The 25,229-nt window shown below is 44.0% G+C and carries 23 protein-coding genes; 15 read left to right on the forward strand and 8 right to left on the reverse strand.

Annotated elements, in window-relative coordinates:
• A complete protein-coding gene (locus DRW07_RS01435; RefSeq protein WP_124026105.1) occupies positions 1–1,260 on the reverse strand; it encodes an efflux RND transporter periplasmic adaptor subunit in 1,260 nt (419 codons plus the stop codon).
• Between the two features lie 123 nt (positions 1,261–1,383).
• Here DRW07_RS01435 and DRW07_RS01440 point away from each other — a divergent pair, with 123 nt between their 5' ends.
• From DRW07_RS01440 to DRW07_RS01455, 4 genes are all read left to right on the forward strand, one after another.
• Complete coding sequence (locus DRW07_RS01440) at positions 1,384–2,337, forward strand: LysR family transcriptional regulator (RefSeq protein WP_240630474.1); 954 nt, start codon at positions 1,384–1,386, stop codon at positions 2,335–2,337.
• 12 nt (positions 2,338–2,349) lie between these two features.
• On the forward strand, positions 2,350–3,189 hold the full coding sequence (gene yghU, locus DRW07_RS01445; protein WP_124026106.1) for a glutathione-dependent disulfide-bond oxidoreductase: 840 nt from the start codon (positions 2,350–2,352) through the stop codon (positions 3,187–3,189).
• Between the two features lie 68 nt (positions 3,190–3,257).
• Positions 3,258–3,776, forward strand: coding sequence for a 3'-5' exonuclease family protein (locus DRW07_RS01450; RefSeq protein WP_124026107.1), 519 nt, complete (start codon positions 3,258–3,260; stop codon positions 3,774–3,776).
• Positions 3,777–3,930: 154 nt separating this feature from the next.
• Entirely contained in the window at positions 3,931–5,016 is a 1,086-nt protein-coding gene (locus DRW07_RS01455; protein WP_124026108.1) for a porin, read from the forward strand.
• A gap of 48 nt (positions 5,017–5,064) precedes the next feature.
• Here the strand turns inward: DRW07_RS01455 and DRW07_RS01460 are convergent, their stop codons facing one another.
• The 3 genes from DRW07_RS01460 to DRW07_RS01470 form a co-directional block, all read right to left on the reverse strand.
• Positions 5,065–5,577 carry a hypothetical protein gene (locus DRW07_RS01460; RefSeq protein ID WP_124026109.1) on the reverse strand — a complete coding sequence of 171 codons (513 nt, stop codon included), beginning with the start codon at positions 5,575–5,577 and terminating at the stop codon, positions 5,065–5,067.
• A 70-nt stretch (positions 5,578–5,647) separates the two neighbouring features.
• Positions 5,648–6,289, reverse strand: coding sequence for a response regulator transcription factor (locus tag DRW07_RS01465; protein WP_124026110.1), 642 nt, complete (start codon positions 6,287–6,289; stop codon positions 5,648–5,650).
• Positions 6,286–7,419, reverse strand: coding sequence for a sensor histidine kinase (locus DRW07_RS01470; protein WP_124026111.1), 1,134 nt, complete (start codon positions 7,417–7,419; stop codon positions 6,286–6,288). Before DRW07_RS01470 ends, DRW07_RS01465 begins: the two co-directional genes overlap by 4 nt.
• A 176-nt stretch (positions 7,420–7,595) precedes the next feature.
• Between DRW07_RS01470 and DRW07_RS01475 the strand changes: the two genes are divergently transcribed.
• Positions 7,596–8,333 carry a hypothetical protein gene (locus DRW07_RS01475; RefSeq protein ID WP_124026112.1) on the forward strand — a complete coding sequence of 246 codons (738 nt, stop codon included), beginning with the start codon at positions 7,596–7,598 and terminating at the stop codon, positions 8,331–8,333.
• Positions 8,334–8,409: 76 nt separating this feature from the next.
• On the opposite strand, the gene DRW07_RS01480 is transcribed toward DRW07_RS01475, so the two are convergent.
• Positions 8,410–9,003 (reverse strand): hypothetical protein, encoded by a 594-nt coding sequence (locus DRW07_RS01480; RefSeq protein WP_124026113.1) that lies wholly within the window; start codon positions 9,001–9,003, stop codon positions 8,410–8,412.
• Positions 9,004–9,296: 293 nt separating this feature from the next.
• Positions 9,297–10,052, reverse strand: a complete 756-nt coding sequence (locus DRW07_RS01485) for a substrate-binding periplasmic protein (protein ID WP_205665342.1) — start codon at positions 10,050–10,052, stop codon at positions 9,297–9,299.
• Between the two features lie 245 nt (positions 10,053–10,297).
• On the opposite strand from DRW07_RS01485, the gene DRW07_RS01490 reads away from it, so the two are divergent.
• The 3 genes from DRW07_RS01490 to DRW07_RS01500 all read left to right on the forward strand — a co-directional run bounded on the left by DRW07_RS01490 (position 10,298) and on the right by DRW07_RS01500 (position 13,132).
• The gene (locus tag DRW07_RS01490; RefSeq protein WP_124026114.1) at positions 10,298–11,041 is read left to right on the forward strand and encodes a substrate-binding periplasmic protein; all 744 of its coding nucleotides are present in this window, start codon (positions 10,298–10,300) and stop codon (positions 11,039–11,041) included.
• Positions 11,042–11,068: 27 nt separating this feature from the next.
• Positions 11,069–12,565: a methyl-accepting chemotaxis protein gene (locus DRW07_RS01495; RefSeq protein WP_124026115.1), complete on the forward strand. Its 1,497-nt coding sequence runs from the start codon at positions 11,069–11,071 to the stop codon at positions 12,563–12,565.
• Between the two features lie 99 nt (positions 12,566–12,664).
• Entirely contained in the window at positions 12,665–13,132 is a 468-nt protein-coding gene (locus DRW07_RS01500; protein WP_240630475.1) for an SRPBCC family protein, read from the forward strand.
• A gap of 52 nt (positions 13,133–13,184) precedes the next feature.
• Here the strand turns inward: DRW07_RS01500 and metK are convergent, their stop codons facing one another.
• A complete protein-coding gene (gene metK / locus DRW07_RS01505; protein WP_124026817.1) occupies positions 13,185–14,330 on the reverse strand; it encodes a methionine adenosyltransferase in 1,146 nt (381 codons plus the stop codon).
• A gap of 356 nt (positions 14,331–14,686) precedes the next feature.
• Here metK and tkt point away from each other — a divergent pair, with 356 nt between their 5' ends.
• The 5 genes from tkt (at position 14,687) to DRW07_RS01530 (ending at position 21,208) form a co-directional block, all read left to right on the forward strand.
• Positions 14,687–16,678, forward strand: coding sequence for a transketolase (gene tkt, locus DRW07_RS01510; RefSeq protein WP_124026117.1), 1,992 nt, complete (start codon positions 14,687–14,689; stop codon positions 16,676–16,678).
• Positions 16,679–16,687: 9 nt separating this feature from the next.
• Positions 16,688–17,707: an erythrose-4-phosphate dehydrogenase gene (gene epd, locus DRW07_RS01515; RefSeq protein WP_124026118.1), complete on the forward strand. Its 1,020-nt coding sequence runs from the start codon at positions 16,688–16,690 to the stop codon at positions 17,705–17,707.
• Positions 17,708–17,716: 9 nt separating this feature from the next.
• A complete protein-coding gene (locus DRW07_RS01520) occupies positions 17,717–18,892 on the forward strand; it encodes a phosphoglycerate kinase (RefSeq protein ID WP_124026119.1) in 1,176 nt (391 codons plus the stop codon).
• A 45-nt stretch (positions 18,893–18,937) separates the two neighbouring features.
• Complete coding sequence (locus DRW07_RS01525; RefSeq protein ID WP_124026120.1) at positions 18,938–19,837, forward strand: fructose bisphosphate aldolase; 900 nt, start codon at positions 18,938–18,940, stop codon at positions 19,835–19,837.
• A gap of 183 nt (positions 19,838–20,020) precedes the next feature.
• Complete coding sequence (locus DRW07_RS01530; RefSeq protein WP_124026121.1) at positions 20,021–21,208, forward strand: HD-GYP domain-containing protein; 1,188 nt, start codon at positions 20,021–20,023, stop codon at positions 21,206–21,208.
• A gap of 423 nt (positions 21,209–21,631) precedes the next feature.
• Here the strand turns inward: DRW07_RS01530 and DRW07_RS01535 are convergent, their stop codons facing one another.
• A complete protein-coding gene (locus tag DRW07_RS01535; RefSeq protein WP_124026122.1) occupies positions 21,632–22,432 on the reverse strand; it encodes a LytR/AlgR family response regulator transcription factor in 801 nt (266 codons plus the stop codon).
• Positions 22,433–22,538: 106 nt separating this feature from the next.
• Between DRW07_RS01535 and DRW07_RS01540 the strand changes: the two genes are divergently transcribed.
• Together DRW07_RS01540 and DRW07_RS01545 are read left to right on the forward strand one after the other, a co-directional pair.
• Positions 22,539–23,849, forward strand: coding sequence for an alpha/beta fold hydrolase (locus DRW07_RS01540; RefSeq protein ID WP_124026123.1), 1,311 nt, complete (start codon positions 22,539–22,541; stop codon positions 23,847–23,849).
• Between the two features lie 179 nt (positions 23,850–24,028).
• Positions 24,029–25,105, forward strand: coding sequence for a DUF5694 domain-containing protein (locus tag DRW07_RS01545; protein ID WP_124026124.1), 1,077 nt, complete (start codon positions 24,029–24,031; stop codon positions 25,103–25,105).
• Positions 25,106–25,229: the final 124 nt, after the last annotated feature.

The raw sequence follows: 25,229 nt of genomic DNA on the forward strand, positions 1-25,229 counted from the left end.
TTAGCCTCCAACTACGCTATCTGGGGCTTGTTGTGTCGCGGCTATTTTTGACTTGTCTTTTGCAGTTACTGCAAACGTATCGAGCAAATGCTGAGCATGCCTAATGGCGGTCAGTTTGGCGTCTGTCGTCATAGTAACGATTTTTGGGGTAACGGGTGTACCCGGGCGCACGCGTTGCAGGCCATTTACGACAATTTTATCGTCTATAGATAACCCTGATTTGACGATTCTTAAGCCATTAAATTTATCACCCAGTGTGATGGCACGATATTGCACAGTATTGTCTTCAGACAATACCAGCACAAACTTGTTGTTTAAGTCTGTGCCGATGGCTTTATCGTCTATTAGAATGCCCTGATAAGCCGCACTGCCAACGAGCTTAAGTCGTGCAAATAGGCCGGGAATAAGATCGCCTTGCTCATTGTCAAACACCGCCCGGCCACGGATGGTTCCGCTGGAAGGGTTTATCTGGTTGTCTACAAAGTCAATGTGGCCCTGATAGGGGAAATTTTGATCGGAAGCTAAGCCCATGAGAACAGGGTTTTTATGGTTACGAGAGCTCGGACGTGCTCCTTCTTTATTAAGCTTTGCATAATTCAGGTAGGTTCGTTCATCAGCATCAAAGTAAGCGTACACTTTGCCAACTGAGACAAGGTTGGTCAGAACTGATTGACCGGCATTGACATAGTTGCCCTTAGTCACCAAAGCCCGAGATACTCGCCCGGCAATTGGCGCTTCAACACGCGTATAGCTGAGCTCAAGGCGAGCAAGCTCCAGTGAAGCTTGGGTGGCAGCAATATTGGCTTCTGCCTCCTGATATTGTGCTAAGCGTTGATCTAGCTGTTCTATCGAGATGGCGTTTTGCGTGACCAGATCCTGTGCACGTGCAAACTCGGATTCAGCCAAAACGAAGCGTGCTTTAGCGGTTTTCAAAGCAGCTTCAAGCCTTTTGACTTCGGCTTTGTAGGCTCTGTTATCAATGAAAAAAAGCGGGTCACCGGCTTTGACGATGGCACCCTCTTCGTAAGCCACAATATCTACATATCCTGATACACGTGGTCGCAGTTCCACGCTTTGAGGCGCCTCAAGACGGCCCGTAAAAGTATCCCATTCAGTAAGCCTTTCACTCACCACTTGTGCGACTGACACTTCTGGAGCTGGTGGCATCTGCGTTGACTCTGTCTGTGAACCACAGGCAGAGAGTAAAAGGGTCATAGATGCCCACGTGGCCACTTTAATAGCATGGGAAAGTGAATTCATGGTTTGCTCCTCAACAAGTCCAATTTGATTTGACGGCGGCAAGTATGAGGGCTAAATTAAAATAAATATAATTATATTAAAGTATGTAACTCATCACTTTTTAGAATGTATCGGGGAGGTCCTATGCGGACTCAGGAATTAAACTTACTGATGGTATTTGATGCTGTCATGACCGAAGGGTCTATCACCCGAGCGGCCGAACGCTTGGCGATGACACAGCCTGCCGTATCTAATGCCGTTTCGCGCATGCGAATGGTTTGGAAAGATGAACTATTTGTGAAGGAAGGCAGACGTATCCAGCCCACGTTGTTTGCGCAAAATTTATGGACGCAAGTTCGTACTCCATTGCAAGCGTTAAGTGAAGCTGTTGATCCGCAAGATTTTGACCCTGCAACGTCAACGCGAACTTTCAGGATAGCAGTCGCAAGCGCTGGTGTAGATATTGCCTGGAAACCGTTGCGTGCGATTATTGAAGCACAGGCGCAGAATGTGAATATCCACGCCATACCCTACACCATTGCTAATGGCGAAAAAGTGCTCATTGATGCCGAAGTCGATTTAGTTATCGGTACCATGGGTAACATGATGTCGCCCGTTATTCATAGCGAATTCCTTTTTAACCCCTGCTATGTTTGCATCATGCGGCCAGGTCACCCCTTGGCTAAAAAAGATCTTACACTGGAAGAGTTTGCCAGTGCTCCGCATTTATTGGTTTCTCTCTCTGGTGACGTAACCGGGTATACAGATCAGGTACTGGCTCAGCATGGCTTAAAACGACGAATTGCAATGTCGGTGAATCATTTTTCGGCGGTTCCCGGTCTTATCGAAAGCAGTGATTTGATTGCTGTGGTTCCACCCACTGCGTTAGAAGAATCTATCTTCAGTGGTCGAGTAGCCGTAACAGAGCCACCATTACCTATTCCTGGTTCACATATAGGTAGTTTTTGGCACAAACGCCAAGAAACTGATGCAGGTTTATGCTGGCTGCGCTCACATTTAAGTCAAATAATGAAACAGCACGCAGAGAAACATTTTGCAGAGCTTGAAAAAAGGTTCTGTGGTGCCTGCGCTGCGTAAACAGGAGACACAATGTCAGATTCAACATACACCCCTCCAGAAATTTGGGCGTTTGATTCAGAGAATGGCGGTACTTTTGGTGCGATAAATCGCCCGACAGCCGGTGCGCGGTTTGAAAAGGGGTTACCACGAGGCAAGCATCCGTTTCAGCTTTATTCCATGGCGACGCCAAATGGGGTGAAGGTAACGTTAATGTTTGAAGAGTTGCTTGAGAAGGGTTTTAGCGATGCTGAGTACGATGCCTTTCCCATCAATATCGGTGAGGGTGATCAGTTTGGCAGTGGTTTTGTCAGTATTAACCCCAATTCAAAGATTCCAGCCCTTGTTGATACCACCAAGGATCCCGAAACCCGCCTATTCGAGTCGGGTGCTATTTTAGTGTACTTAGCAGAGAAATTTTCGGCCTTTTTGCCACGCGATCACGCGGGAAGAACAGAAACGCTAAACTGGTTATTTTGGCAAATGGGCAGTGCCCCTTTCCTAGGAGGTGGGTTTGGTCATTTTTATAACTACGCACCTGAAAAATATGAATATCCTATTAACCGATATGCCATGGAGACAAAAAGGCAGCTTGATGTACTCGACAGAATACTCGCGACGCGTCCGTTTATTGCTGGTGATGATTATAGTATTGCTGACATGGCTATTTGGCCTTGGTACGGTGCTCTGGTATTAGGCAGGCTATACGATGCAGCCACATTTTTGCAGGTTGAGAGTTATAGCCATGTGGTTCGCTGGGCAAAAGAGATCGATGCAAGACCCGCAGCGAAAAGAGGACTAAGAGTGAATAAAACCTGGGGTGATGAATCTGAACAGCTGCCTGAGCGCCACAGCAAAGCGGATTTTGATTGATCCTTTTGCAAAGCCTGCTACTGTAATAAATTGTTAACACTTTGGTAACATTGGTAGGTGTTTAATTCATGTCAATAATGACGCCAACGATCATCGATATTGAAGCTAGCGGTTTTGGTAGTCAAAGCTATCCGATTGAAGTGGGCGTTATTACGGCAGACGGCAGACGATTTTGTCGTTTGATAAAGCCGCTACCACATTGGTCTCATTGGGATCCTCAAGCTGAGGGACTACATGGAATTTCAAAACAAGACCTCGTTCAGCATGGTGAAGATCCGCGCCGAGTTTGTCATCAATTAAATGCTTTTTTAAATACAACTACGGTCTACTCTGATGGGTGGACCGTAGATTCAAGCTGGATAAATCGCTTGTTCGGTGATGTTGGCGTCAATATGGTATTTCATGTGAGCCCGCTGGAGTTAATTCTCAGTGAGGCCCAAATGTCGATATGGCATAGGGTTAAGGAAAGTATGCTAAAACGCCAAGACTGTCGCCGACACCGAGCGAGTAACGACGCCAAACTGGTTCAGTCAACCTACAGCAAAACCAAAGAAATGCTAGAGGCTGCACTTACTGACTGCCAGTAATTCTCTTCAGTAATAACGCTCCGGCACTTACCTGATCCTGCTCATGGATGCTGCTTTATGTAAAGATTCATGACCAAAATTAGCTTTCTGTCGTTCATTTACTAAACTAATGTTTGTAAAAACAAAAGCTCACATTCAGGTTCGGGACAAAAAAATGAAAAAACGCATCATAATTTTTGCCTTATGCAGTTTGTTTATTTCAGCCTCATCATTTGCTGAAGTGCGATTCAGTGGTTTTGCCAGTATTAATGCCGGTAAGGTACTAAGCGGGTCTGGTGTCCCCCAATTTGGTCTTGAACCTACATTTTTGGCGGATTATCCAATTGTGTCAGCCTACGATGAAGACATCTCTTTTAGTCCAGAGAGTCTGTTTGGGTTACAAGTTTATGCCGATATCGGAGAAGGGCTATCTGCCACTGCTCAAATTGTTGCTAGGGGTGCTGATGACTATGATGCGCAATTCGAGTGGGCGTATCTGAGTTATGTTATCAATGACGCCTGGACAGTTCAGGCAGGCAAAAAACGATTACCACTTTTTTACTATTCAGATTTTTATGATGTGGGCTATGCATATGTTTGGATGCGTCCGCCCGCAGACAATTACACGTGGCAGATTTTTAACTATGAAGGCGTTAATTTCTTGTATAACGGGCAATGGGGAGACTGGTCGGTCACTGGAAATCTGTATACAGGTAAAGAAGACAGCAAAGAAAACCGCTTACTTAGTGAGTTTTTCTTCCAAGAGCCAACGCGTGAAATTTGGAAGGATATTATGGGGGGAGTTCTCGGCCTCAGCAAAGACTGGTTAGAACTAAGACTGACGCATATGCGCTATACTAACGAACGCTTCAGAAGCGGTGAACAAACCTTGTTCGATGGTAGCACAGAGCGCGATGGCAAGTTTTATGGTCTTGCGGCAAATGCTGACTGGGGTACTTGGTTTGTCCTTACTGAATTTAACCGTCTGGACCTAGGCGGTAATTTAGATACTGCCATGGTGAGTGTGGGCTATCGTCATGATGATTTAACCCCCTATATTGGCTATTCCACCTTTGAGCAAAAAGACGCCGATGACGGTGATGGAGAAGATCACAACACCACATTTATTGGATTACGCTGGGATTTTGTGCCGTCGGCCGCTTTCAAAGTGCAGTTTGATAAAGTAAAAGACAATTCTTTTAACTTGGCTGTGGCGGGTGACAGCGAATCTATTACGCTGGGAGTTGATTTAGTTTTCTAACTCAGTGAAAGTTAACCTATAGGGGCGCTAAGAACTTCAGCGCCCTTTTTATTCCTCAACGGTAAGTACCTTGTTAACTTGTTGGCGGGCCAGCTTCCTTGACCATTCGCACACATAATAAGTAACCACAATAAACAGCGCGGCTTGAAGCAAAGAAAAGCGTCCTATCAGATTGACCGGCCAGATGATAGCGGACACGAAGTTTGTAATTTGCTCGATGAAAAAACTAATTATTGTTCCAATACCTAGGCTTTGCAAAAATGCTACGATACCTGGCCCTTCAAGTATAAACTCGCGCACTTGTGCAATCTCAATAAAAATAAGCTTAATGAAGGCCACAATGCCGTAATAACCACCGCCAAAATCCAACCACTTATCAAGCAACGCATTGCCCGTTTTAAATTTGCGTTTTTTTCCGTTTTCATCGCGCTTTAAGTACTTGGCAGAGACGATGTCTGCTTCATTACCCAGGTTTTTCATGTAGGCGATGTAATGAAGACCATAGCCCAACACAAACACCAGTGCGCTCATATACGCTATATCCCACAAAAGACTCAGCATTTGTGACCTTCCTTCAAAAGTGATAACGAGGTGAACGTGTACTCAACATCATAACCCTTTTTGCAGTTAATTAAATTAACCCTAACTCAAGGGCTTTAATAACGGCACGGGTGCGATCCCGTGTACCCAGTTTGGCAAGAATGCTTGAGACCTGATTTTTAATAGTGCCCGTTGAGCGAAATAAAGTATCAGCGATTTCCTGATTGCTAAACCCGGAAGACATAAGTCGCAATACTTCCAATTCCTTTGGCGTGAGCGGCTCTATGACGGGTTCATGCGTAACAGGCGTATTGAGCTGCTGTAAGCCTTGGGTAATTTTTTCTTTAGCCAGTGGAGCAATTAGGGTGTGCCCGGCGCATACGCGTTTGATAGCGTCAGTCAGGTCTTCCAGTGAGGCATCTTTCAATAAATAGCCTTTTGCACCGGCTTGTATAGCCGCATTCACTTGTGATTTATCATCAAACGTTGTCAGCATAATAACCGGAATATCAGGGTAGTGTTCTTTGATAACCTGAGTGGCTGAAATGCCGTCCATTTTGGGCATTTGTATGTCCATAAGCACGATGTCAACCTTGTGCTCATCCAGCTGTGCAATAGCACTCTCACCATCACAGGCCTGATGGGCGACAACAATGTCGTCCGTGAGTGATAGCAAACTGCAAATTCCGGTTCTTACAAGTTGTTGGTCATCAACCAATAATACAGATATCACGAGACCTCCAATGGAAAGCGCAAGTGTGTTTTAAAACCGGTTTGCGTTATTTCAAAGTTTGTTTGCCCGCCAATTTGCGCCAGCCGTTCACGCATTCCAGTAAGTCCGTTACCTTCCGTGTAGTCTTTGGTCGCAGCACCATTGTCCTCGAGTATCAGCGTTATATGTGTTGCGTCGCTCGTCACTTGTATGGTCATTTTATCGGCTCGACTGTGTTTGAGCGTATTGGTGATGCTCTCCTGTACACTACGGACTATGCATTGGGCCACCGCAGGATCAGGAGTATTGATATCAGTTTGCATCGACAAATCAATCTTAAGACGCGGCGTCGTAGCAATCATTTCATTGAGTGTTTTGTAAAGGTCAATCGGTTGAAGTTCACGCATGTCGCTCACGGCTTCGCGTACATCGCTTAATAAAAGGCGTGAAATTTGTAAGCACTCATCAATGGTGGCTTTGGTTTCCATGTCGGTTTTATGGCTGGCATATTGTAACTTTATCGTGAGAGCGGTGAGATGATGGCCAAGCAAGTCATGGATATTCCTTGCGATCCGGATCCTCTCTGTTTGTTCAGAGGTTTGTTGCAGTATTTTTTGGGTAGCTGTGAGTTCGGCGTTCAGCAATTCTGCAAGTTCTCTCGCTTGTTTTTCTTTTTCACTGACTTGCAGCGTGACAATCACAAATATGTTGAAGGTGAAAAAAAGTATTGCATTGATAAAGACCCAGCTGTGGCCCCAATGTAGGGAATAAATCAAGGTAAAAGGTACGTAAATAGCCACGATACTGATGATCAGTGCGCGGTGCAGAGATACCAAATAAGCAACCACCGCTGACCATAAAATACTTAAAATAACGACGTATGCATTGGGTAAGAGAAAAAAGAGCGTAGTAAAACAACCCCACTGTACAACCAAGTAGATGTACATTTTTTTATCACTGACTTGGGTGTCTTCAGTCGCCAATAGCCAGGTTATGATGAAAATGACAAACAAGCATCCGGCAAGCAGGATTTCAGGCGAAGAGGTTTCACTAGGATGAGAAACAAAAAATAAGCTAGTGACAGCCACCACAGCCCAGGTCAAAAAAGCTACGGCATGTAAAAAGCTAAAGTTTTTAAGGCGGTTATGCATATTCTATTTCATCTCTCGTTAGCCAACTCATGATCTCTGAGTTTGCCTTTTCCCACAATAGGACAAAAGTCACCTTTTTAAACGAGCATCATGTCCATGACTTTTGGCACTATTGACGACATGCCATCCTGCTTATTATTTGCTCATTATCAAACCTCAATGAAAGAGTGACTGACATGTTGGGCATAAATCGACTTTTATTAATCACACACATTGCAGCAGGTGTGGTGTCGCTGTTGTTATTCTGGCTACCGATTATCACCCAAAAGGGAGGGATTAATCACAGACGAACTGGGACACTGTATAGCAAGGCGATGTATCTGGCTATTGGCACAGGTGCAGTACTAGCTATCGGCAACATACTCTTGCCCCAAACTTTTAAACCCACATTGTTTGATACCACTATGAGTACTCAAGCAGTCTATGAAATTGAATGGCAACTTAGACGCTTTTGGGCGTTTATCCTTTACCTTGGCTTATTTACTTGGCTGTTAATTAAACATGGCAATGCGGTACTTCATAGTAAGACACACAACGTGTTAAACACTTGGACGTATTTACTTCCTATCGTTGTCGTTCTGCTTTTGGGAATTGGTATTTTTGCCATTGGCGTTGCGTATGAAAGGTGGCTGTCGATGATATTCGGCATTCTGGGTATTTCCATTGCTTTGGGGCAGTTACGGTTTTGTTTGCGAGGAAACTCAACAAAGCGTGAGCGAATTGTTGAGCATATTGGCGCCATGATTGGCTCTGGTATTGGCGCACACACCGCATTTTTAACCTTTGGTGCACGGTCTATGCTTCAACTAGAAGGTTATTGGCAGCTAGCGGTTTGGATTGCACCCGGTGTGATGGGGGGATTAGCTATTTATTATGCGAGTAAGCCTTATGAACAAAAAAGGAAGGCCTGCTAGTAGGCAGTAGCCTTCCAATCCATTAATCACATTTCATATTATTACAATGATGCCATACAAGGCTTATTTTGCGGCATCATTGACCTTTTCTCTCGTTATAGGCTTTTTTGGCATCGCCGAATTCAACTAGCTTTGCCAACAGCTCTGGATGCTTTTTGACCAACTCTTCAGAATACTTTGCAAATTCTGCTTTTTCGTTAGTGGTCACTATGTCTGTTTCAGACGCAGAAGGCGTACGTAAGCCGGCCTGCAGCGCAAAGTTAGAGTCTTTTGCCAACTTTGATAACAGATATTGAGGGTAACAAACAGTGTGTTGTACACGACTGCCCAGTGGCGACTCTTTGCGGCATTTCACTTTAAATTTGTCTACATCTACGTAGTCATTAAATGCTTGATAGAATTCAAGTTCAGCAAGCTGGGATTTTCTCTTAAAATACCCGAGAGGTCTTGAGCCCGTAACCTCGATAACTTCAATGTCTTTGGCAAGTTCAGCGGCAAGTTCTTCGTGCGAAAGCTCTTCATTAACCTGCATTTGTTCAGATTGTAATGCCTTTTCATTTTGAACCTGACTCGTTGCGTCTGAAGCAAAAGCATTGAGTGCAATGAGACTGCTCATCAGCGTTGCGGCAGAAAACATTTTTACGGTGTGTGTAAAGTGACGACTGTTCATATCTGTGATCCCTCTATTCATAATAACAATATTTGGACGAATACCATTAAGTCCAATTTAAGCAACTGTGTTTGTTGCTAGGCTTCATGCCTGTTGCGTGATACTGCAACGTCCACATTAATTGTTTCAGAGTTTTTTGCATTTGTTAAAAAAACAAATGTAATGAAGTATGAAAACTGTGTCTGAACAGACACAAGGCATCAGTGTTAGTTATTCAAATGGTAGGTATGTAAAAGCCGGTACAGGGGGCGTACCGGCCTTTAATATTTTCACTTAATCTGTCAGGAACTTAGCTATTCCCAGTCGGACATACCATACCGCGCTAATATTTCACTCAGTTTCCCTGAGGCTCGAAGTGCGTCTGTCCCCTTGTCTATTAACTCAACATAATTGCTTGAACTTGGCTTAGCCGGACTGCATGCAATGTACATGGGGGAGGCTTCACCCAACGTACCAGCTTGCTTAACATTGCTTAATTTCAGCTCTTCTAATTTTGCGCGCATAACATTGGGCGACTCAATAATGATATCAATGCGTCCAGCGGTGAGCTTTTTGATATTTTTTTCCAGCGCGTCATTTCCTCCTAACCCACTGAAAACCGAGGGGTTGTTTGAAATCAGCTCATCTAACTCTTCGCCGTAGGCATACCCATTTATCACCCCAACTTTCTTTGTTAACAGTGAATTCAGAGAATCAAATTTCCAATCACTGTCGTTGTTCACAAAAAAACCTGTACTGTCTAATCCCCAGTGATTTTTGGGGAAAACAAAATCAGGGGCATCTTCTTTATAGGCACCTACAACGCAGTCATGCGACCCTTTTCTCACAGAATCAAGCGCTCTTTCCCATGGCATGACTTGATAATCGACTGAATGACCAGCTGGCTCCAATACGGCTTTCGCTAATTCAATCATAAAACCAGGTTTATTAGAATTCGGATCTCCATTAATCGGGTACCACTCATCTGCCCGAATGGTGACAGTGTCGCTGAGTACACTCTTAGATACGAGCGCTAAAATAAATACAAATATCATCTTAGATCTGTTCATTTGTCTCTCACAATTTATGGCCATTCAATGGCATCATCACGCCTGTTTAGATAAGACCTTAACAAGGTGTTATCACTGAAAGACAATAGTTGAATAAACGCGACTTTTCCAAAATCTCACTCTTTTTTCGCCATAGGGCTAATAAAAACGGTCTTTTCTTACCAAGTGTCTATACTCAAGCTAGACCTTTAAATATAAAACCGTGCCGACTCAATGTACGCAAAATTGACGTGTGAGGAATAGCAATGAAATTCAGAATGATTTTAACGGTGTTAACAGTCATGTTTGTGATGCCTGCTCAAAAAATCAACGCCGAAACGGTTTACCTGACATCGCTGGCGTGGCCTCCCTATTCTGAACCAAAACTGGCAGAGCAAGGGGCTTCGGTTGCGGTTGCAAAGGCTGCTTTTGCCGAAATGGGACACGAGTTGGTAGTCGATTTTTTTCCATGGACCCGAGCCGTCAAATTAGCTGAGGACCCAAAAAGCAAATACATTGGTTACATGCCCGAGTATTTGTACGAAAGTGACACTTTTGTTTTTTCCTCACCAATGGGTACTGGGCCTTTGGGGTTGGTTGAATCGACTGACAAACCAATTTCTTGGGCATCATATGATGACCTTTCACAGTACACCATTGGGGTAGTTCAGGATTACGTCAATACGGAAGAGTTAGATGAAAGAATAGCGTCTGGAGCAATTTCGTCCCAGACGGTGACGTCTGACGACAAAAATTTACTCAAGGTAGCCGCTGGGCGAATAGATGCCGCGGTCATCGACGCTAATGTTTTTAAGTATTTGGTCGAAAACCAACCTGGGCTTTCCAAAGTAGCGAACAAGCTTCAAATGAACGAAAAATTGTTGGTTGAAAAAGAGTTGTATATCGCCTTTAAAAATACGCCCGAAGGTCAAAAATGGCTATCCATATTTAATCAAGGTTTGAGCAAAGTAGATATTGAAGCCGTTATGACTGAATATTTGAACCGCTAGTTGTTTGCAGTTGGGAGTTGTTGATTAATGAAAGTGACAAATTCAATATCCTTCAAACTGATCACCGCTATTTTAGCGGTGATTGTTATTGTGATTGTTGTGTCAGGTGTTTTTGAGTATACGTCGCAAAAAAGCCGTCTCAACGAACGATTAGAAACGCAAATTGCAATGACCGGAGCCAGACTTCAGCTAAATCTGCCGGGTGCTATTTGGAATTTCGAAGAGCAGCAGATTGCGCGTATTCTTGATGCAGAACTCAAATCTGAAAACATCTCGAAACTAGAGTTATTCAACGATTCGGGTGAAAGTGTTAATGCCACACAAGGTACTGTCAGTAAGGATATACGCACTTTCAATTTACGCTTTGACGATGGTGGTTCAGAAACGGATGTTGGAGAAATTAACATTCATGTTGACCACTCTCCTGTTGAATCAGATCTAAGTAGTCTTGCTGCTATCACAGTGTTCAAAGGGTTGATATTGTCTGTTCTTTTAATCGTATCCTTATATTTGTTGTTTGAATATCTCGTGCGAAGACCTCTTGCTGAAGTTGCTGATGCACTTGAGAACATTGCCAGAGGGGAAGGTGATTTAACCCGGCGTATTGTGGTCAAGAAATCAGATGAAATCGGTAAAGTTGCCCATTCTTTTAATGACTTTGTTTCCAAAATCCAGGATCTTGTCATCGCGATACAAGGGTCAATATCTGAAGCTTGTGACAATGCATTGTCAGTAGAAAATGGCACTACCATCGGGAAAGGTCACATTGAAAAGCAACAAATTGAAACAGACCAAGTGGCCGCTGCTATTACCCAAATGTCTTCAGCCTCACGTGAGATTGCACAAAACATTCAAAATACCGCTGACGCAGCTGAACAAGTGAGTAACGATGCTCAACAGGTGTCCAATGTTATCGGTGAATCAGTCTCATCAATCAACGAACTATCAGCCCAGTTGGACAAAGCAACAGAGGTAATACAGTCGCTAGAAACTGATGTGGAAGGCATTGTTAGCGTACTAGAGGTGATAATTAGTATAGCTGAACAAACTAATTTGTTAGCTCTCAACGCTGCAATAGAGGCAGCCCGTGCAGGTGAGCAGGGAAGAGGTTTTGCAGTAGTTGCCGATGAAGTCAGAGCGCTTGCCAGCAGAACGCAGGAAAGCACAACTCAAATTCAAAGCACCATAAGCAAACTTCAGTCGAGCGCAAAGTCTGCTGTTAATGTCATGTCAGACAGCCAGCATCAAAGTAAGCGTTCTGTAGAGTCGGCGTCGAGCTCCAGTGAATCTATCAGTGGTATTCTCCATTCAACACAAAATATCACAGGCATGGCTGCACAGATTGCGACAGCGGTAGAGCAGCAAAGTACAGTGTCAGAGGAACTTAGCCATAATATCAACCGTATTGTTAGTGCAGGTCAAGATAGCTTGGCACAGTTATCTTCAATGACTACATCAGCAGGGAATATGAGAACAACCGCTGATAAATTAGAGCAGTTGGCCAATCAGTTTAAAGTTAAATAAGCCGGTCGTTTTTCTATGATAGGTATGTGCGAGACTTGGATAAAAACGTGTTTAGTTATTGGTTGTCTGTTTTTTCATTCTGCTGCAAACACTGAGGTTATGTATATCTCAGAACAGGGCTTTGTAGTGAAAAATGAGGTTGAAACACACGCCGACCCGCACTTGGTGTGGCAAGCGTTAGTGAATGATGTGGATCGCTGGTGGCCTAAAGATCATTCTTGGTGGGGAAAGGAAGGTACATTCAGTATTGAACCCAATGCGGGGGGATGCTTTTGTGAAAGTGCGCCGAACAATAGGTCTGCCGAACACATGCGCATTACCTTTGTTGAGCCGAACAAACTACTGAGAATGACAGGTGGATTGGGACCGCTGCAAAGCATGGGAATGTATGGTGCGCTTGATTGGACATTTAGCCGTGAAGATGACAAAACAACCATCACATTAACTTACACAGTTCAAGGCTTCAATGCAGAGGGGTTTGAAAAGCTTGCGCCTGTAGTGGCTAAAGTACAGGGACAGCAGTTACAGGGGTTAAAGACCTTTGTAGAGAACACCCCGCCAATGTAAACACAAAAAGCCGGTGGTGGTGGCCAACCGGCTTTTTATAATAATGCGCCAATTACAGTGCTGCTTTTAATGCAGCCGCTTTATCCGTTGCTTCCCAAGGAAACTCTTCACGACCAAAGTGGCCATACGCCGCCGTTTTTTTGTAGATGGGACGTTCCAGGTCGAGCATCTTGATCAAGCCATAGGGGCGTAAATCAAAATGTTCTCTGATAAGACCGACCAAGGTGGCATTATCGACAACACCTGTACCGAACGTTTCGACGCTGATCGACGTCGGTTCGGCAACACCAATGGCATAAGACACTTGAATTTCACAGCGCTTAGCAAGACCTGCTGCAACAATGTTTTTGGCAACATAACGACCAGCATAGGCCGCCGAGCGGTCAACTTTTGAAGGGTCCTTACCAGAGAAAGCACCACCACCGTGGCGTGCCATGCCGCCGTATGTATCAACGATAATTTTACGGCCGGTAAGGCCGCAATCACCCATGGGCCCGCCAATAACGAAACGCCCGGTTGGATTAATGTGATACTGAGTATCTGCGTTTAACCATTCCGCTGGTAGTACAGGTTTAATGATCTCTTCCATTACCGCTTCGCGTAGTGTCTCAGTGCTCACTGAATCACAATGCTGTGTTGACAGAACAATCGCATCGATACCCACAGGCTGTCCATTTTCATAGACAAAGGTAACCTGACTTTTTGCGTCAGGACGCAAGAAATCCAGTTTACCTTCACGACGCACTTCTGCTTGTTTCTGTACTAAGCGATGCGCATAGGTAATAGGGGCAGGCATCAATACATCAGTTTCATCACTGGCGTAACCAAACATCAGCCCTTGATCGCCGGCACCTTGGTCTTCTGGACGTTCGCGATCAACGCCTTGATTTATGTCTGAGGACTGTTTGCCAATGGCGTTTAATACTGCACAGGAATCGCCATCGAAGCCCATGTCTGAATGGGTATAGCCTATCTCTTTGACTGTGTCTCTGGTTAATTCTTCTATATCAACCCAGGCAGACGTTGTGATTTCACCACCAACGAGTACCATACCGGTTTTCACATAAGTCTCACAAGCAACACGGGCTTGAGGATCTTGCTCAAGAATTGCATCTAAGACGGCGTCAGAAATCTGGTCGGCGATCTTATCCGGATGTCCCTCTGATACTGATTCAGAAGTAAATAGCTGTTTTGCCATCATCTCTCCACGTAAAAATTCTGTCGTTTGTGCGTGTTTATAACCGTCGTAGTGTAATCCAGAATACCATTAAATACCAGTCTTTACTTCTGGACGTCTAAATGGCTATATTGTTTCGTGACTTCAATGCAACAATTGGCTCACTTAAACGCGCTAGGACTGCTTTTGGATTATATTACTCAGCTAAATAAAAAGCTGGACTGCATAACTAAATAGCATAACGGCAGTTGCGTGAAGTTATTTAATCATTGATTGGAAACTGAGCATGAAAACCATTGCACTAGCCCAGTGAGTGCGTAAGAATAGCCAGCCCAGTTGGCCAGCCAATCAACAACAAAATAGTAGCAGGAGATAACATGCCATCGCGTCGAGTTTTAGCCAATGCCATCCGAGCATTAAGTATGGATGCCGTTCAACAAGCAAAATCAGGTCATCCTGGTGCCCCTATGGGAATGGCAGATATTGCACAAGTATTGTGGTGCGACCATCTGCAGCACAACCCGGCAAACCCGAATTGGGCAAACCGCGATCGCTTTGTGTTATCTAACGGTCATGGATCAATGCTACTTTATTCACTGCTACATTTGTCAGGCTACGACTTGCCGATTGAAGAGTTAAAAAACTTTCGACAATTGCATTCAAAAACGCCGGGCCACCCTGAATATGGTTACGCACCGGGTGTTGAAACCACTACCGGACCACTCGGACAGGGAATAAGCAACGCAGTAGGAATGGCGCTGGCGGAAAAAGTACTCGCGGCGCAGTTTAACCGTGACAACTTCGACCTTGTTGATCATTACACTTACACCTTCTTGGGCGATGGCTGTTTAATGGAAGGTATTTCCCACGAAACCTGTTCTTTAGCAGGCACCCTTGGATTGAATAAACTCATTGCATTCTGGGATGACAATGGCATTTCAATTGACGGCGAAGTCGAAGGTTGGTTTAGCGACGATACCCCAAAAAGGTTTGAATCTTATGGTTGGCAAGTCATTACGGGCGTAGATGGTCACGACCCAGAGCAAGTCGAAAAGGCAATTGCGGCGGCTAAGGCCAACAAGGACCAACCAACGCTGATTTGTTGTAAAACAGTGATTGGGTTTGGCTCACCCAATAAGCAAGGTACTGAGTCTTGTCATGGGGCCCCGCTGGGCGAAGACGAAATCGCTAAAACGAGAGACGCATTAAACTGGACTCATCCTGCCTTTGAAGTTCCAGAAGACGTCTATGCCGAGTGGGATGGTAAAGCAAAAGGTCAGGCACTTGAGTCTGAATGGAATACATTATTTGACGGATACAAAGCGGCATACCCTGAATTGGCTGAAGAATTTTTGCGTCGTGTTGCTGGCGATTTGCCTGAAAACTTTTCTGACCAAGCTGACAAGATCATCGCCGACTTACAGGCTAATCCACAGAACATAGCAACGCGCAAAGCGTCACAAAATGCACTTAACGCTTTCGGTCCTTTATTACCTGAACTGTTAGGTGGCTCCGCTGACCTCGCAGGCTCTAACTTGACTATCTGGTCTGGCAGCAAAGGTGTCGAGAAAGACGACGCCAGTGGTAACTACATCTATTACGGCGTACGTGAATTTGGCATGTCGGCGATGATGAACGGTATCACGCTGCACGGAGGTTTTAAAGCCTATGGCGCCACTTTCCTGATGTTCATGGAATACGCCCGTAATGCAGTAAGAATGGCTGCACTAATGAAGCAGCCTGCTATATTTGTCTACACACACGATTCTATTGGTTTGGGTGAAGATGGTCCGACGCACCAACCGGTTGAGCAGCTGGTTGCACTTCGTGCTACCCCTAATTTGGATAACTGGCGGCCCTGTGATCAGGTAGAGTCGGCCGTTGCGTGGAAAGCTGCATTGGAAAGGAAAGACGGGCCATCAACACTTATTTTCACCCGTCAAGGATGTCCACAACAGACGCGAACTGCACAGCAAGTCTCAGATGTTGAAAAAGGGGGCTATGTGCTTATCGACAGTGACGGTCAGCCAGAGGTGATTTTGATTGCTACAGGCTCTGAGGTGAGTCTTGCGGTGGAAGCCGCACAGACATTATCGGCATCTGGAATTGCCACGCGTGTGGTATCAATGCCAAGCACTGATGTTTTTGATAGGCAATCAGCGGATTACAAGGCATCTGTTTTGCCTGCTACTGTGACCAAACGGGTTGCGGTTGAAGCGCTGGCAAAAGATAGTTGGTACAAGTACGTCGGCTTAGCAGGTACTGTGGTGGGCATGGAAACATTTGGTGAATCTGCACCAGCGGGTGATTTGTTTGCCCACTTCAATATTACGGCGCAAGCCGTGGTTGACGCTGCGAAAGGGTTATAACCAGGCGGAATGATAAGACTAGCAATTAATGGTTTCGGTCGCATTGGCCGAAACGTACTTCGCGCGCTGTATGAAACCGGGCGCGAGTCCTCAATGAAAGTGGTTGCCATCAATGAAGTTGCCGATGCAAAGGGTATGGCACATTTATTAAAATATGACACGACCCATGGTCGATTTGCTTTTCCGGTTTCCCACCAAGGTGATGTGCTTAACGTTGCGGGTGACGCGATACAGCTGACACATCATCAGAACATTCAAGACCTGCCATGGGCAGTCCATGACGTGGATATTGTGTTGGAATGCACGGGCATATACGGTGATCGGGAGAGCGGGCAACGGCATCTTGAGGCGGGAGCAAAAAAAATGCTTTTTTCTCAGCCTGGCCCTGCAGATGTCGACAACACTATTATTTTCGGTATCAATGAAGACAGCCTCGCACCTGAACATAAGATAGTGTCAGCCGGTTCGTGCACAACTAACTGTATTGTACCTGTGATTAAAGCCCTTGATGAGGCCTTTAACGTCTTAAGCGGCACCATTACCACTATCCATTCATCCATGCACGATCAGCAGGTTATTGACGCATTTCACCCCGACCTGAGAAGAACGCGTGCGGCCAGTCAATCGATTATTCCTGTCGACACGAAGTTGGCGGCAGGTATTGAGCGTATTTTGCCAAAGTTTGCGGGTAAGTTTGAAGCCATTGCAGTGCGCGTGCCAACGGTTAACGTAACTGCCATGGATTTAAGCGTTACCATTGCAGATAATGTTGACATAGCAAAAGTGAATCAGGCATTCGAGCAGGCAGGGAAGGGGCGGCTAGCCGGTATTTTAGGTTACACCGAAGAGCCGTTGGTCTCGGTAGATTTCAATCACGATCCCCATTCTTGTATTGTAGATGGTACCCAAACGCGGGTCAGTCACGGCCAGCTGGTAAAAACATTAGTATGGTGTGACAACGAGTGGGGGTTTGCAAACCGTATGCTGGATACTGCCTATGCGATGGCAGCGACACAATTTAACAATTAAGGAATTTTTATGGCTATCCCAAGTATTTACGATGTGTCAATTAATGCGAAACGTGTACTTATCAGGCAAGACTTAAATGTACCTGTGAAAGACGGCAAAGTGACGTCTGATGCTCGGATAAAGGCGTCGCTCCCCACCATTAAATACGCGTTGGAGCAGGGGGCTGCGGTAATGTTAATGTCGCATTTGGGGCGTCCTACGGAAGGTGAATATGACGAGGCCTTCTCTTTATCCCCAGTGGTTGATTATTTAAATGATTGCCTGGATGGTGAGGTCAGACTGGTTAACGACTATCTGAATGGGGTTGAAGTTGCTGCGGGTGAGTGTGTTGTGCTTGAAAACGTGCGTTTCAACACCGGCGAAAAGAAAGACGATGACACACTATCACAGCAGTACGCTGCCTTATGTGATGTGTTCGTGATGGATGCGTTTGGTACAGCCCATCGTGCACAGGCATCTACACACGGTGTTGCTAAATATGCACCTCGGGCTGTCGCTGGACCATTGCTCGCGGCAGAATTGGATGCTTTGGGTAAAGCACTGGACAATCCTGCCCGTCCTATGGTGGCCATTGTTGGTGGATCAAAAGTGTCGACCAAACTGACGGTACTGAAATCACTGGCAGAAAAAGTCGACCAGCTGATCGTTGGTGGTGGTATAGCCAATACCTTTATTGCAGCTCAGGGCCACAATGTGGGTAAATCACTCTATGAAGCCGAGCTGGTAGAAGAAGCAACAAGACTGCAGCAACAAGCACAGTCCCGTGGCGGTAATATTCCTGTACCAACTGATGTAGTGGTAGGCGAAGCATTTGATGAAAATACCCCGGCAACATTAAAGAATGTGGCGGATGTGTCCGACAGTGACATGATTTTCGATGTTGGCCCAGAAACCAGTGAAGCACTGAATGAAATACTAAAAAATGCGGGTACGATTGTATGGAATGGCCCCGTGGGTGTATTTGAATTTGAGCAGTTCAGTGCAGGTACCAAAGCGCTTTCCGTGGCGATTGCGCAAAGCAATGCATTCTCAATTGCCGGCGGTGGCGACACACTGGCGGCCGTTGACAAGTATGGTATTGCTGACAAAATTTCTTATATTTCTACAGGCGGTGGTGCCTTTCTAGAGTTTTTAGAAGGTAAAACGCTACCCGCTGTGGCAATATTAGAAGAGAAAAACCAATAATAATAAAAACACAATCTTTAGTTTAACCCTACTCAGGAGAATAAAATGGCATCGCAAGCTCTAGAAGCCATGTTAGGTAAAATCAAAACCGAAAATGGATTTATCGCTGCTTTGGATCAAAGTGGTGGAAGTACACCAAAAGCACTGCGTTTATACGGTGTAGAGGAAAGCGAATATGCAAATGATGACGAGATGTTTGCCATGGTTCACGCCATGCGTACGCGTATAGTTACCAGTGCTGCATTTAATGGTGATCGCATTTTGGGTGCCATCCTGTTTGAAAATACACTGGATCGCGAGATTGATGGCTTACCTTCCTCTCAATACCTGTGGCAGAAGAAAAACGTAGTGCCTTTCTTGAAGGTAGACAAAGGCCTGGCAGACGAGGAAAACGGTGTTCAGGTAATGAAACCTATGCCTGGTCTTGACGAATTGCTGGCCAAAGCGGTCGCAAAAGACGTGTTTGGTACCAAAATGCGCTCGGTGATTAAATTGGCTAATGTTGACGGAATTAAAGCCGTTGTGGCCCAGCAGTTTGAAGTGGGTAAGCAAATACTTGCTGCTGGATTAGTACCGATTATCGAACCTGAAGTAGACATTAACAGTCCGGAAAAGTCTCAGGCTGAAGCCTTGCTAAAAGCAGAGCTCATAAGCCAGCTAAACCAACTTGAGGCGGGTGTACAGGTAATGCTTAAACTTACTTTACCTGACACAGCTAACTTTTATAAAGAACTGGTTGATCATCCTGCGGTGTTGAAAGTAGTGGCGCTTTCCGGTGGTTACAGTCGTGCTGACGCTAATCAAAAGTTGTCTGAAAACAATGGTATGATTGCTAGCTTCTCACGTGCGCTTACTGAAGGTGTGTCAGCCAAGCAATCAGACGCCGAGTTTGATGCTACGCTCAATGAGGCGATTGAAGGTATTTATCAGGCTTCATTGAGCTAAATTTGCCGTTACATTTACGTTATGCCTTAAATTAAAGCCAGTCTTTTCAGGAGACCGGCTTTTTCATATCGTGTAGATGATCTTGGCTAACACGCATGGAAACCTGTTTTATATGCTGACTGTATTTGTGCAATGGCCAGAACTGTTCATACTTACAAATACGAGTCTCAAACATTATCCGGTATGACTTCATCATTTCAAACGTTCAAAATCGATGAGCTTCAACTTGGCATGTACGTACACCAAATAGCCGAGCAAAAACATGATGTCTCTATCAAAGCGCAGGGGCTATTACTTAAAGAGGAGACTATTGCGGGCCTAAAAGAGAAAGGCGTAAGCAAAGTTGTTGTTGACCTATCCAAATCTCAGCACGAAATAGCTCCTATAAAGCAAGTTCAAGAAAGCGAAACGGCCAAGGTCCTTGCTAAAACATCATTTGAAAATGAAATAGCCAAAGCGAGCAGGCTTCACGACGAAGGCAAGCGCATACAGCAAACGCTACTCGACCTGATCCAAGAAAATGCGTTATTGGGGAAGCACGTACCAAAAGATTTCTCTAAAGACATTGTTGACTCAATATACAGAAACCCCAATGCATTGCTTTGCATGACAAAAATTCGGGAAAAGGATGAATATCTCATCGAGCATTCTTTGAATGTCTCGATTTTGCTTGCGCATTTTGGTCGAGAATTTGGGATGGACAGAGCTGATATCGATGAGTTGGCATACGCGGGTTTTCTTCATGACTTGGGTAAAATAAAAGTGCCCGACAATATCTTACATAAACCTGGCCAGCTGACAGATGATGAGATGGAAATCATGAAGCTTCATGTTACTTACGGTGCAGAAACCCTTCAGGATATAGGTGTTGATTCAGGTATTGTTCAAACTGTCTGTGAGCATCATGAGCGCCTGGATGGCAAGGGGTATCCTGCTGGAAAACCAGACAATGAGATAAGCTTACATGGACGTATGATTGCGATTGTTGATGTGTATGACGCGCTCACTGCAGACAGAGTTTATAAAGCGGGTATGTCATCACAAAAAGCATTAAAAATAATACTGGAAGGTTGCCCGCACAAGTATGACGAATATTTGGTCAATTTATTTATTAAGTGTGTTGGCATATTTCCGGTTGGCAGTTTAGTGCTGTTATCAAATCAGCGCATCGCGTTTGTATTGCAACAAAACGAGGGCAATCCTACGAAACCCAGAGTGAGGGTTTTTTATTCTGCAAACCATCGCCATTACTTGGAAAGTAAAGACATTAACTTAGCAACAGAGCGAAATGTAGAGGTTGTGAAGCCAGTGATGCCAAGGGAGTATGGGATAGATGTGAAGGCTCTCTTTGAACGATCCATTAAGCAATAAAGATATCGCCGGGTTGTTAAAATATGCCCTTACATTTCCATTCGGTAATATCAATATCAAAGACTCACCTAAGACATTGAACCCGACCTATCTACTTCTTCTATTCTTGTGAATCAAAAAACAGTTTGGGTAATTTTGCGGTATATTTCAAAGGTTCCTGAGCCATGGTATTGCAATAACTGACCGTAAAATGTGTTTTTCAGGGGGCGGTCACAATAGGTTTATGCCCCTAACTAGCCGCCTTAGAAGCACGTATTGATCCCATTACTTTGCCGACCATCTGGCCCTTGGCGTACTTGCTATATCTGGAATCAATAGCGCTGGTGGGTTTGTTGAAACCTGCCATTAGTTTTTTAGCAGTTAGCAAAAAAACGATAATTCTGAAAATTAGTCGGACGAAAAACGGCGAGTGAGTTGTGTTGACTAATCGACAATCCGCAAATCTTCATCTGAAGTATCTTTACCTCTTGGAATAGTTTGCTCCCCAATAAATATCTCGTCTTGATTATAAGAATCAATTTTTCGTTTATTGACGACATACGAACGATGGACCCGAATAAATGTTTTTGGCAGTGAATCGAGAGCTTGTTTAAGTGACATATAAACAATGTGCTTTTGTCTACCTTCTAAATGATAGGTAACGTAATTGCCCATGCCCTGTAGGAAAAGAATATCGTTGATTTTCAGACGATACATTTTTCTGTTGGATTTTACTTCTATATACTCTGATGTTGACGCACTCTTGTTCTTAATTCGAGCTAGCTCTTCTTGCAGTTGCATATTCATTTGCAAAATTTTTAAGGACCCTAAAAGAATCACAGTGGTATTAATCAACATACAACTGCGAAACCATCCACTTAAAGAAAGCATAGTTTGAGCACTTAATTCTGGCATTAGTTGGTTATAGAAAAAGTAGCTAAAGAACATTTGCAACAAACCTGACATTGCAATGACAACTGCATAATTCAAAACAAAAATTTTGTATTGTCGCTGAGCCAGAAAATTAGGAATTAGCCAATAGAGCATACAGTACACGGCAAAGATACGAACCGGCATTAGAATAAATTCTAAGTAAAATGAAGCAAAATATCCTTGCTCAGGTGTGGCCCAAATGAGGCTGAATAATACGTAATAACTAAGCCAAAATGCTGCGTGATTCAAAATTTTTGACTTAAAAAAATAAAGCATGAGTATACAAACGAGTGTGTAACGAGCCACCATCATATCAAAACGATTGTCGACATTGAAATTACCGTCATTCGCATAAATTCAGCCAATTCACTCTAATTGGAACTTAATATTTGCAAAAAACAATGAGTAAGGAAGTGTGATGAAGATTACATTTGTAATTTTAGGTGTGTGTTTGTATTTTTGTTTTACTATTGAACTGATGGCTGACGATTCCGAAAGACGTGCAAGATGGCATGCAAGCTTTCAATCAGCTCAACCCCTTGGACGTGAGATAACAGAAATCACACCAGAGTCTCCTCTTGGTGTTTCTGGTTTGAAGGTCGGTGATATCATCATTGGGATTAATAACGAAGTTGTGCGCGACGGAAATCACTGGTGGGATTTGACTAATAGCTTAAGAGCTGAAACTAAATACCTAATTACGTACAAAAGAAACAATAAAGTTGACTCTACCACGGTGGTATTTAAACCAGAGCCCAAAGAATCGTATGAAGATTTAAATGTTGAATACGGTTTTATCACGAGCGACTTCGGAATTAAGCAACGTCTGATTACAACGCTCCCAAATGATGTAGCAAGTAATCTGTCTGCCATTTTTGTTGTTGGAGGCTTAAGTTGCTCAAGTATGGAATATTTACCTGGAAGAACCTCAAAGTTTATTCGTGGATTACGCGATTTAGCCCAGCAGTCTGGAATGTTAATGATGAGAATCGAAAAACCAGGCGTTGGAGACAGTGAGGGGCGATGCTCAGATACGGATTTCGTTACGGAATTGAATGGGTACGAAGTGGCTCTGCAATTACTGTTAACAGATAAGCGTATAGATCCTGAAAAAGTGATTATTTACGGCAACAGTATGGGAGCTGCTCTAGCACCTTATTTAGCGAACAAATACGGATTGAATGGCGTGATTTCAGATGGTCCTTTTTATCGCAGTTGGTTTGAGCATATGTTAGAAATTGAGCGCCGAATTCAAGCTATGAACGGACACGACCAAACCGAAGTAAACAGGCGACTAATTGAAGCTTATATTCCACTTTACTATGGCATGTTGATTGAGAAAAAAAGCTATCAAGACATGATTGATGAAAATCCACTATTGGGAAATTATAACTATCACTCAAGCCATCACATGTATGGAAGGCCAATGGCGTTTTATCATCAAATGCAAGATTTCAACTTTGCAGGTGAATGGTCAAAGTTAACCATGCCTACGAGAGTTAGGTGGGGAAGTAACGATTGGATAATGTCTGAGTATGATATTGATATGATAGAACAAGCACTGACCGAAAATGGAAATAAAGATATAGAAATCCTTAAAGTTTCTGGTCTTGATCATTGGTTCGCTATTCATGAAAGTGCCCTAGATTCTTACCAGGGAAAGCCTGGAGAATGGGATGATGCAACGAGTAAAACTCTAGTCACTTGGGCAAAAGAAATTAACAAGTAATATCGGTTGGGTTCTATATAAGGTGATTGGGTTGAAGTAATTCTTCCCTAATTTCTAACATATAACTTTAGGTTTTTTATGGTATACCGGTCTCCTAACCATTGAAGGATGATCATATTTATAGGTCTATGATTCTTATGCTAAATATCACGCGCGTAACAACAACCTTGGTTATTGTCATGAGCCTCCAAAATTGTTCAATACATAAGACTGATTCACCATCGTCATCGATTATTCAGGAAGTCTATTCCGAGGCCTATGAGCAAGTTTCACAACATGTTGATACTGCTACTGACGTGCTAGTTTTAGGAACCAATCACCTTTCTGGATGGCCAGAAATTGAAAAGGATTGGCTAAACCCTATCAACCAAACGCTTTTGGAATGGGAACCTGAAATAATTTTGATAGAAAAACCTACTGTGTGGCAGGTCGAGATATACTCTCGTCAGTCTGATTACTTTGAAAGCATCCTGGATAGAGTTGTGGGTGAAGGCTTTAAGATTGCCCAAGCTGTACAAACGCATTTATCAATGTCTTCTATACAAGCTGACGCAAATGTTACTTCACTCATGAAGAAGTCTAAACATGACTTAATCTGGAGAAGTAACATGGTTTTATCTCTCGCTGCGTCGTATGACTTTGAGTCTGCGGCCATGCAATGGCTTCAACTAGACCAAGCTACACGTAATCAATTAAAGGCAGACCTTGAAGGTCTTGCGCGCTACCTCAACGCGATTGCAAAATCCCGCAACGAGACACAGTGGATTGGTGCAGAGCTTGCCAGAAAACTGGAACACCCCCGACTATATCCTTTTGATGACCAAATCGAAAAGGCTGCAATGAACAGGGGCAACATAATTAACCAAATTGTTGAGAATGGTACCATGGACCAATTCATGCAGTCGCCCATGATTGCAAACTTGAGAGAGGTTCAGGGTCAAAAAGCCAAAGAGAGTGGAGCCGTGCTTGATTGGTACTTATTCTTAAATTCGCCGCAATTTTGGTCGGTTGATGTCGATGGCCAATGGAGCAGCTTTGCTCAAGAAGCGGGGAGACTAGGCCAAAGTAGGGTCGCACTTTGGGAGGCTAGAAATTTACGTATGACCGCTAATATTAGAGAGATTATGGCACTTAAACGAGTTGATCGTGTACTTATCATTGTTGGTTCAGCCCACAAACCCTGGTTAGACACATACCTGAAACGCCAAAGTGGAATAAATATCATGCAGTTCAATGAATTGGTCACTAAGCAATGAAGCCGACATGACGATTTTAAACAAAAAAGAAAGGTGTTATTTTCATGGCCCATTTGAAAAAAATAAAAGTTTTCTCGTGTTTTGCGCGGGAAAATCAGACCTCGCTATTTATCCTAAAAGTGCC

The sequence above is a fragment of the Paralteromonas sediminis genome, from assembly GCF_003820355.1.
Lineage (GTDB): Bacteria > Pseudomonadota > Gammaproteobacteria > Enterobacterales > Alteromonadaceae > Alteromonas_F > Alteromonas_F sediminis.

Excerpts from the sequence above, each read along its gene's own strand:
- yghU (WP_124026106.1), top strand. The coding sequence starts at position 2,350 with ATGTCAGATTCAACATACACCCCTCCAGAAATTTGGGCGTTTGATTCA.
- tkt (WP_124026117.1), top strand. The coding sequence starts at position 14,687 with ATGCCATCGCGTCGAGTTTTAGCCAATGCCATCCGAGCATTAAGTATG.
- DRW07_RS01545 (WP_124026124.1), top strand. The coding sequence starts at position 24,029 with ATGAGCCTCCAAAATTGTTCAATACATAAGACTGATTCACCATCGTCA.
- DRW07_RS01540 (WP_124026123.1), top strand. The coding sequence starts at position 22,539 with ATGAAGATTACATTTGTAATTTTAGGTGTGTGTTTGTATTTTTGTTTT.
- DRW07_RS01435 (WP_124026105.1), bottom strand. The coding sequence starts at position 1,260 with ATGAATTCACTTTCCCATGCTATTAAAGTGGCCACGTGGGCATCTATG.
- DRW07_RS01520 (WP_124026119.1), top strand. The coding sequence starts at position 17,717 with ATGGCTATCCCAAGTATTTACGATGTGTCAATTAATGCGAAACGTGTA.
- DRW07_RS01480 (WP_124026113.1), bottom strand. The coding sequence starts at position 9,003 with ATGAACAGTCGTCACTTTACACACACCGTAAAAATGTTTTCTGCCGCA.
- DRW07_RS01460 (WP_124026109.1), bottom strand. The coding sequence starts at position 5,577 with ATGCTGAGTCTTTTGTGGGATATAGCGTATATGAGCGCACTGGTGTTT.
- DRW07_RS01525 (WP_124026120.1), top strand. The coding sequence starts at position 18,938 with ATGGCATCGCAAGCTCTAGAAGCCATGTTAGGTAAAATCAAAACCGAA.
- metK (WP_124026817.1), bottom strand. The coding sequence starts at position 14,330 with ATGGCAAAACAGCTATTTACTTCTGAATCAGTATCAGAGGGACATCCG.
- DRW07_RS01530 (WP_124026121.1), top strand. The coding sequence starts at position 20,021 with ATGACTTCATCATTTCAAACGTTCAAAATCGATGAGCTTCAACTTGGC.
- DRW07_RS01475 (WP_124026112.1), top strand. The coding sequence starts at position 7,596 with ATGTTGGGCATAAATCGACTTTTATTAATCACACACATTGCAGCAGGT.
- DRW07_RS01535 (WP_124026122.1), bottom strand. The coding sequence starts at position 22,432 with ATGATGGTGGCTCGTTACACACTCGTTTGTATACTCATGCTTTATTTT.
- DRW07_RS01450 (WP_124026107.1), top strand. The coding sequence starts at position 3,258 with ATGTCAATAATGACGCCAACGATCATCGATATTGAAGCTAGCGGTTTT.
- DRW07_RS01485 (WP_205665342.1), bottom strand. The coding sequence starts at position 10,052 with ATGAACAGATCTAAGATGATATTTGTATTTATTTTAGCGCTCGTATCT.
- DRW07_RS01440 (WP_240630474.1), top strand. The coding sequence starts at position 1,384 with ATGCGGACTCAGGAATTAAACTTACTGATGGTATTTGATGCTGTCATG.
- DRW07_RS01500 (WP_240630475.1), top strand. The coding sequence starts at position 12,665 with ATGTATATCTCAGAACAGGGCTTTGTAGTGAAAAATGAGGTTGAAACA.
- DRW07_RS01455 (WP_124026108.1), top strand. The coding sequence starts at position 3,931 with ATGAAAAAACGCATCATAATTTTTGCCTTATGCAGTTTGTTTATTTCA.
- DRW07_RS01470 (WP_124026111.1), bottom strand. The coding sequence starts at position 7,419 with ATGCATAACCGCCTTAAAAACTTTAGCTTTTTACATGCCGTAGCTTTT.
- DRW07_RS01490 (WP_124026114.1), top strand. The coding sequence starts at position 10,298 with ATGAAATTCAGAATGATTTTAACGGTGTTAACAGTCATGTTTGTGATG.
- epd (WP_124026118.1), top strand. The coding sequence starts at position 16,688 with ATGATAAGACTAGCAATTAATGGTTTCGGTCGCATTGGCCGAAACGTA.
- DRW07_RS01495 (WP_124026115.1), top strand. The coding sequence starts at position 11,069 with ATGAAAGTGACAAATTCAATATCCTTCAAACTGATCACCGCTATTTTA.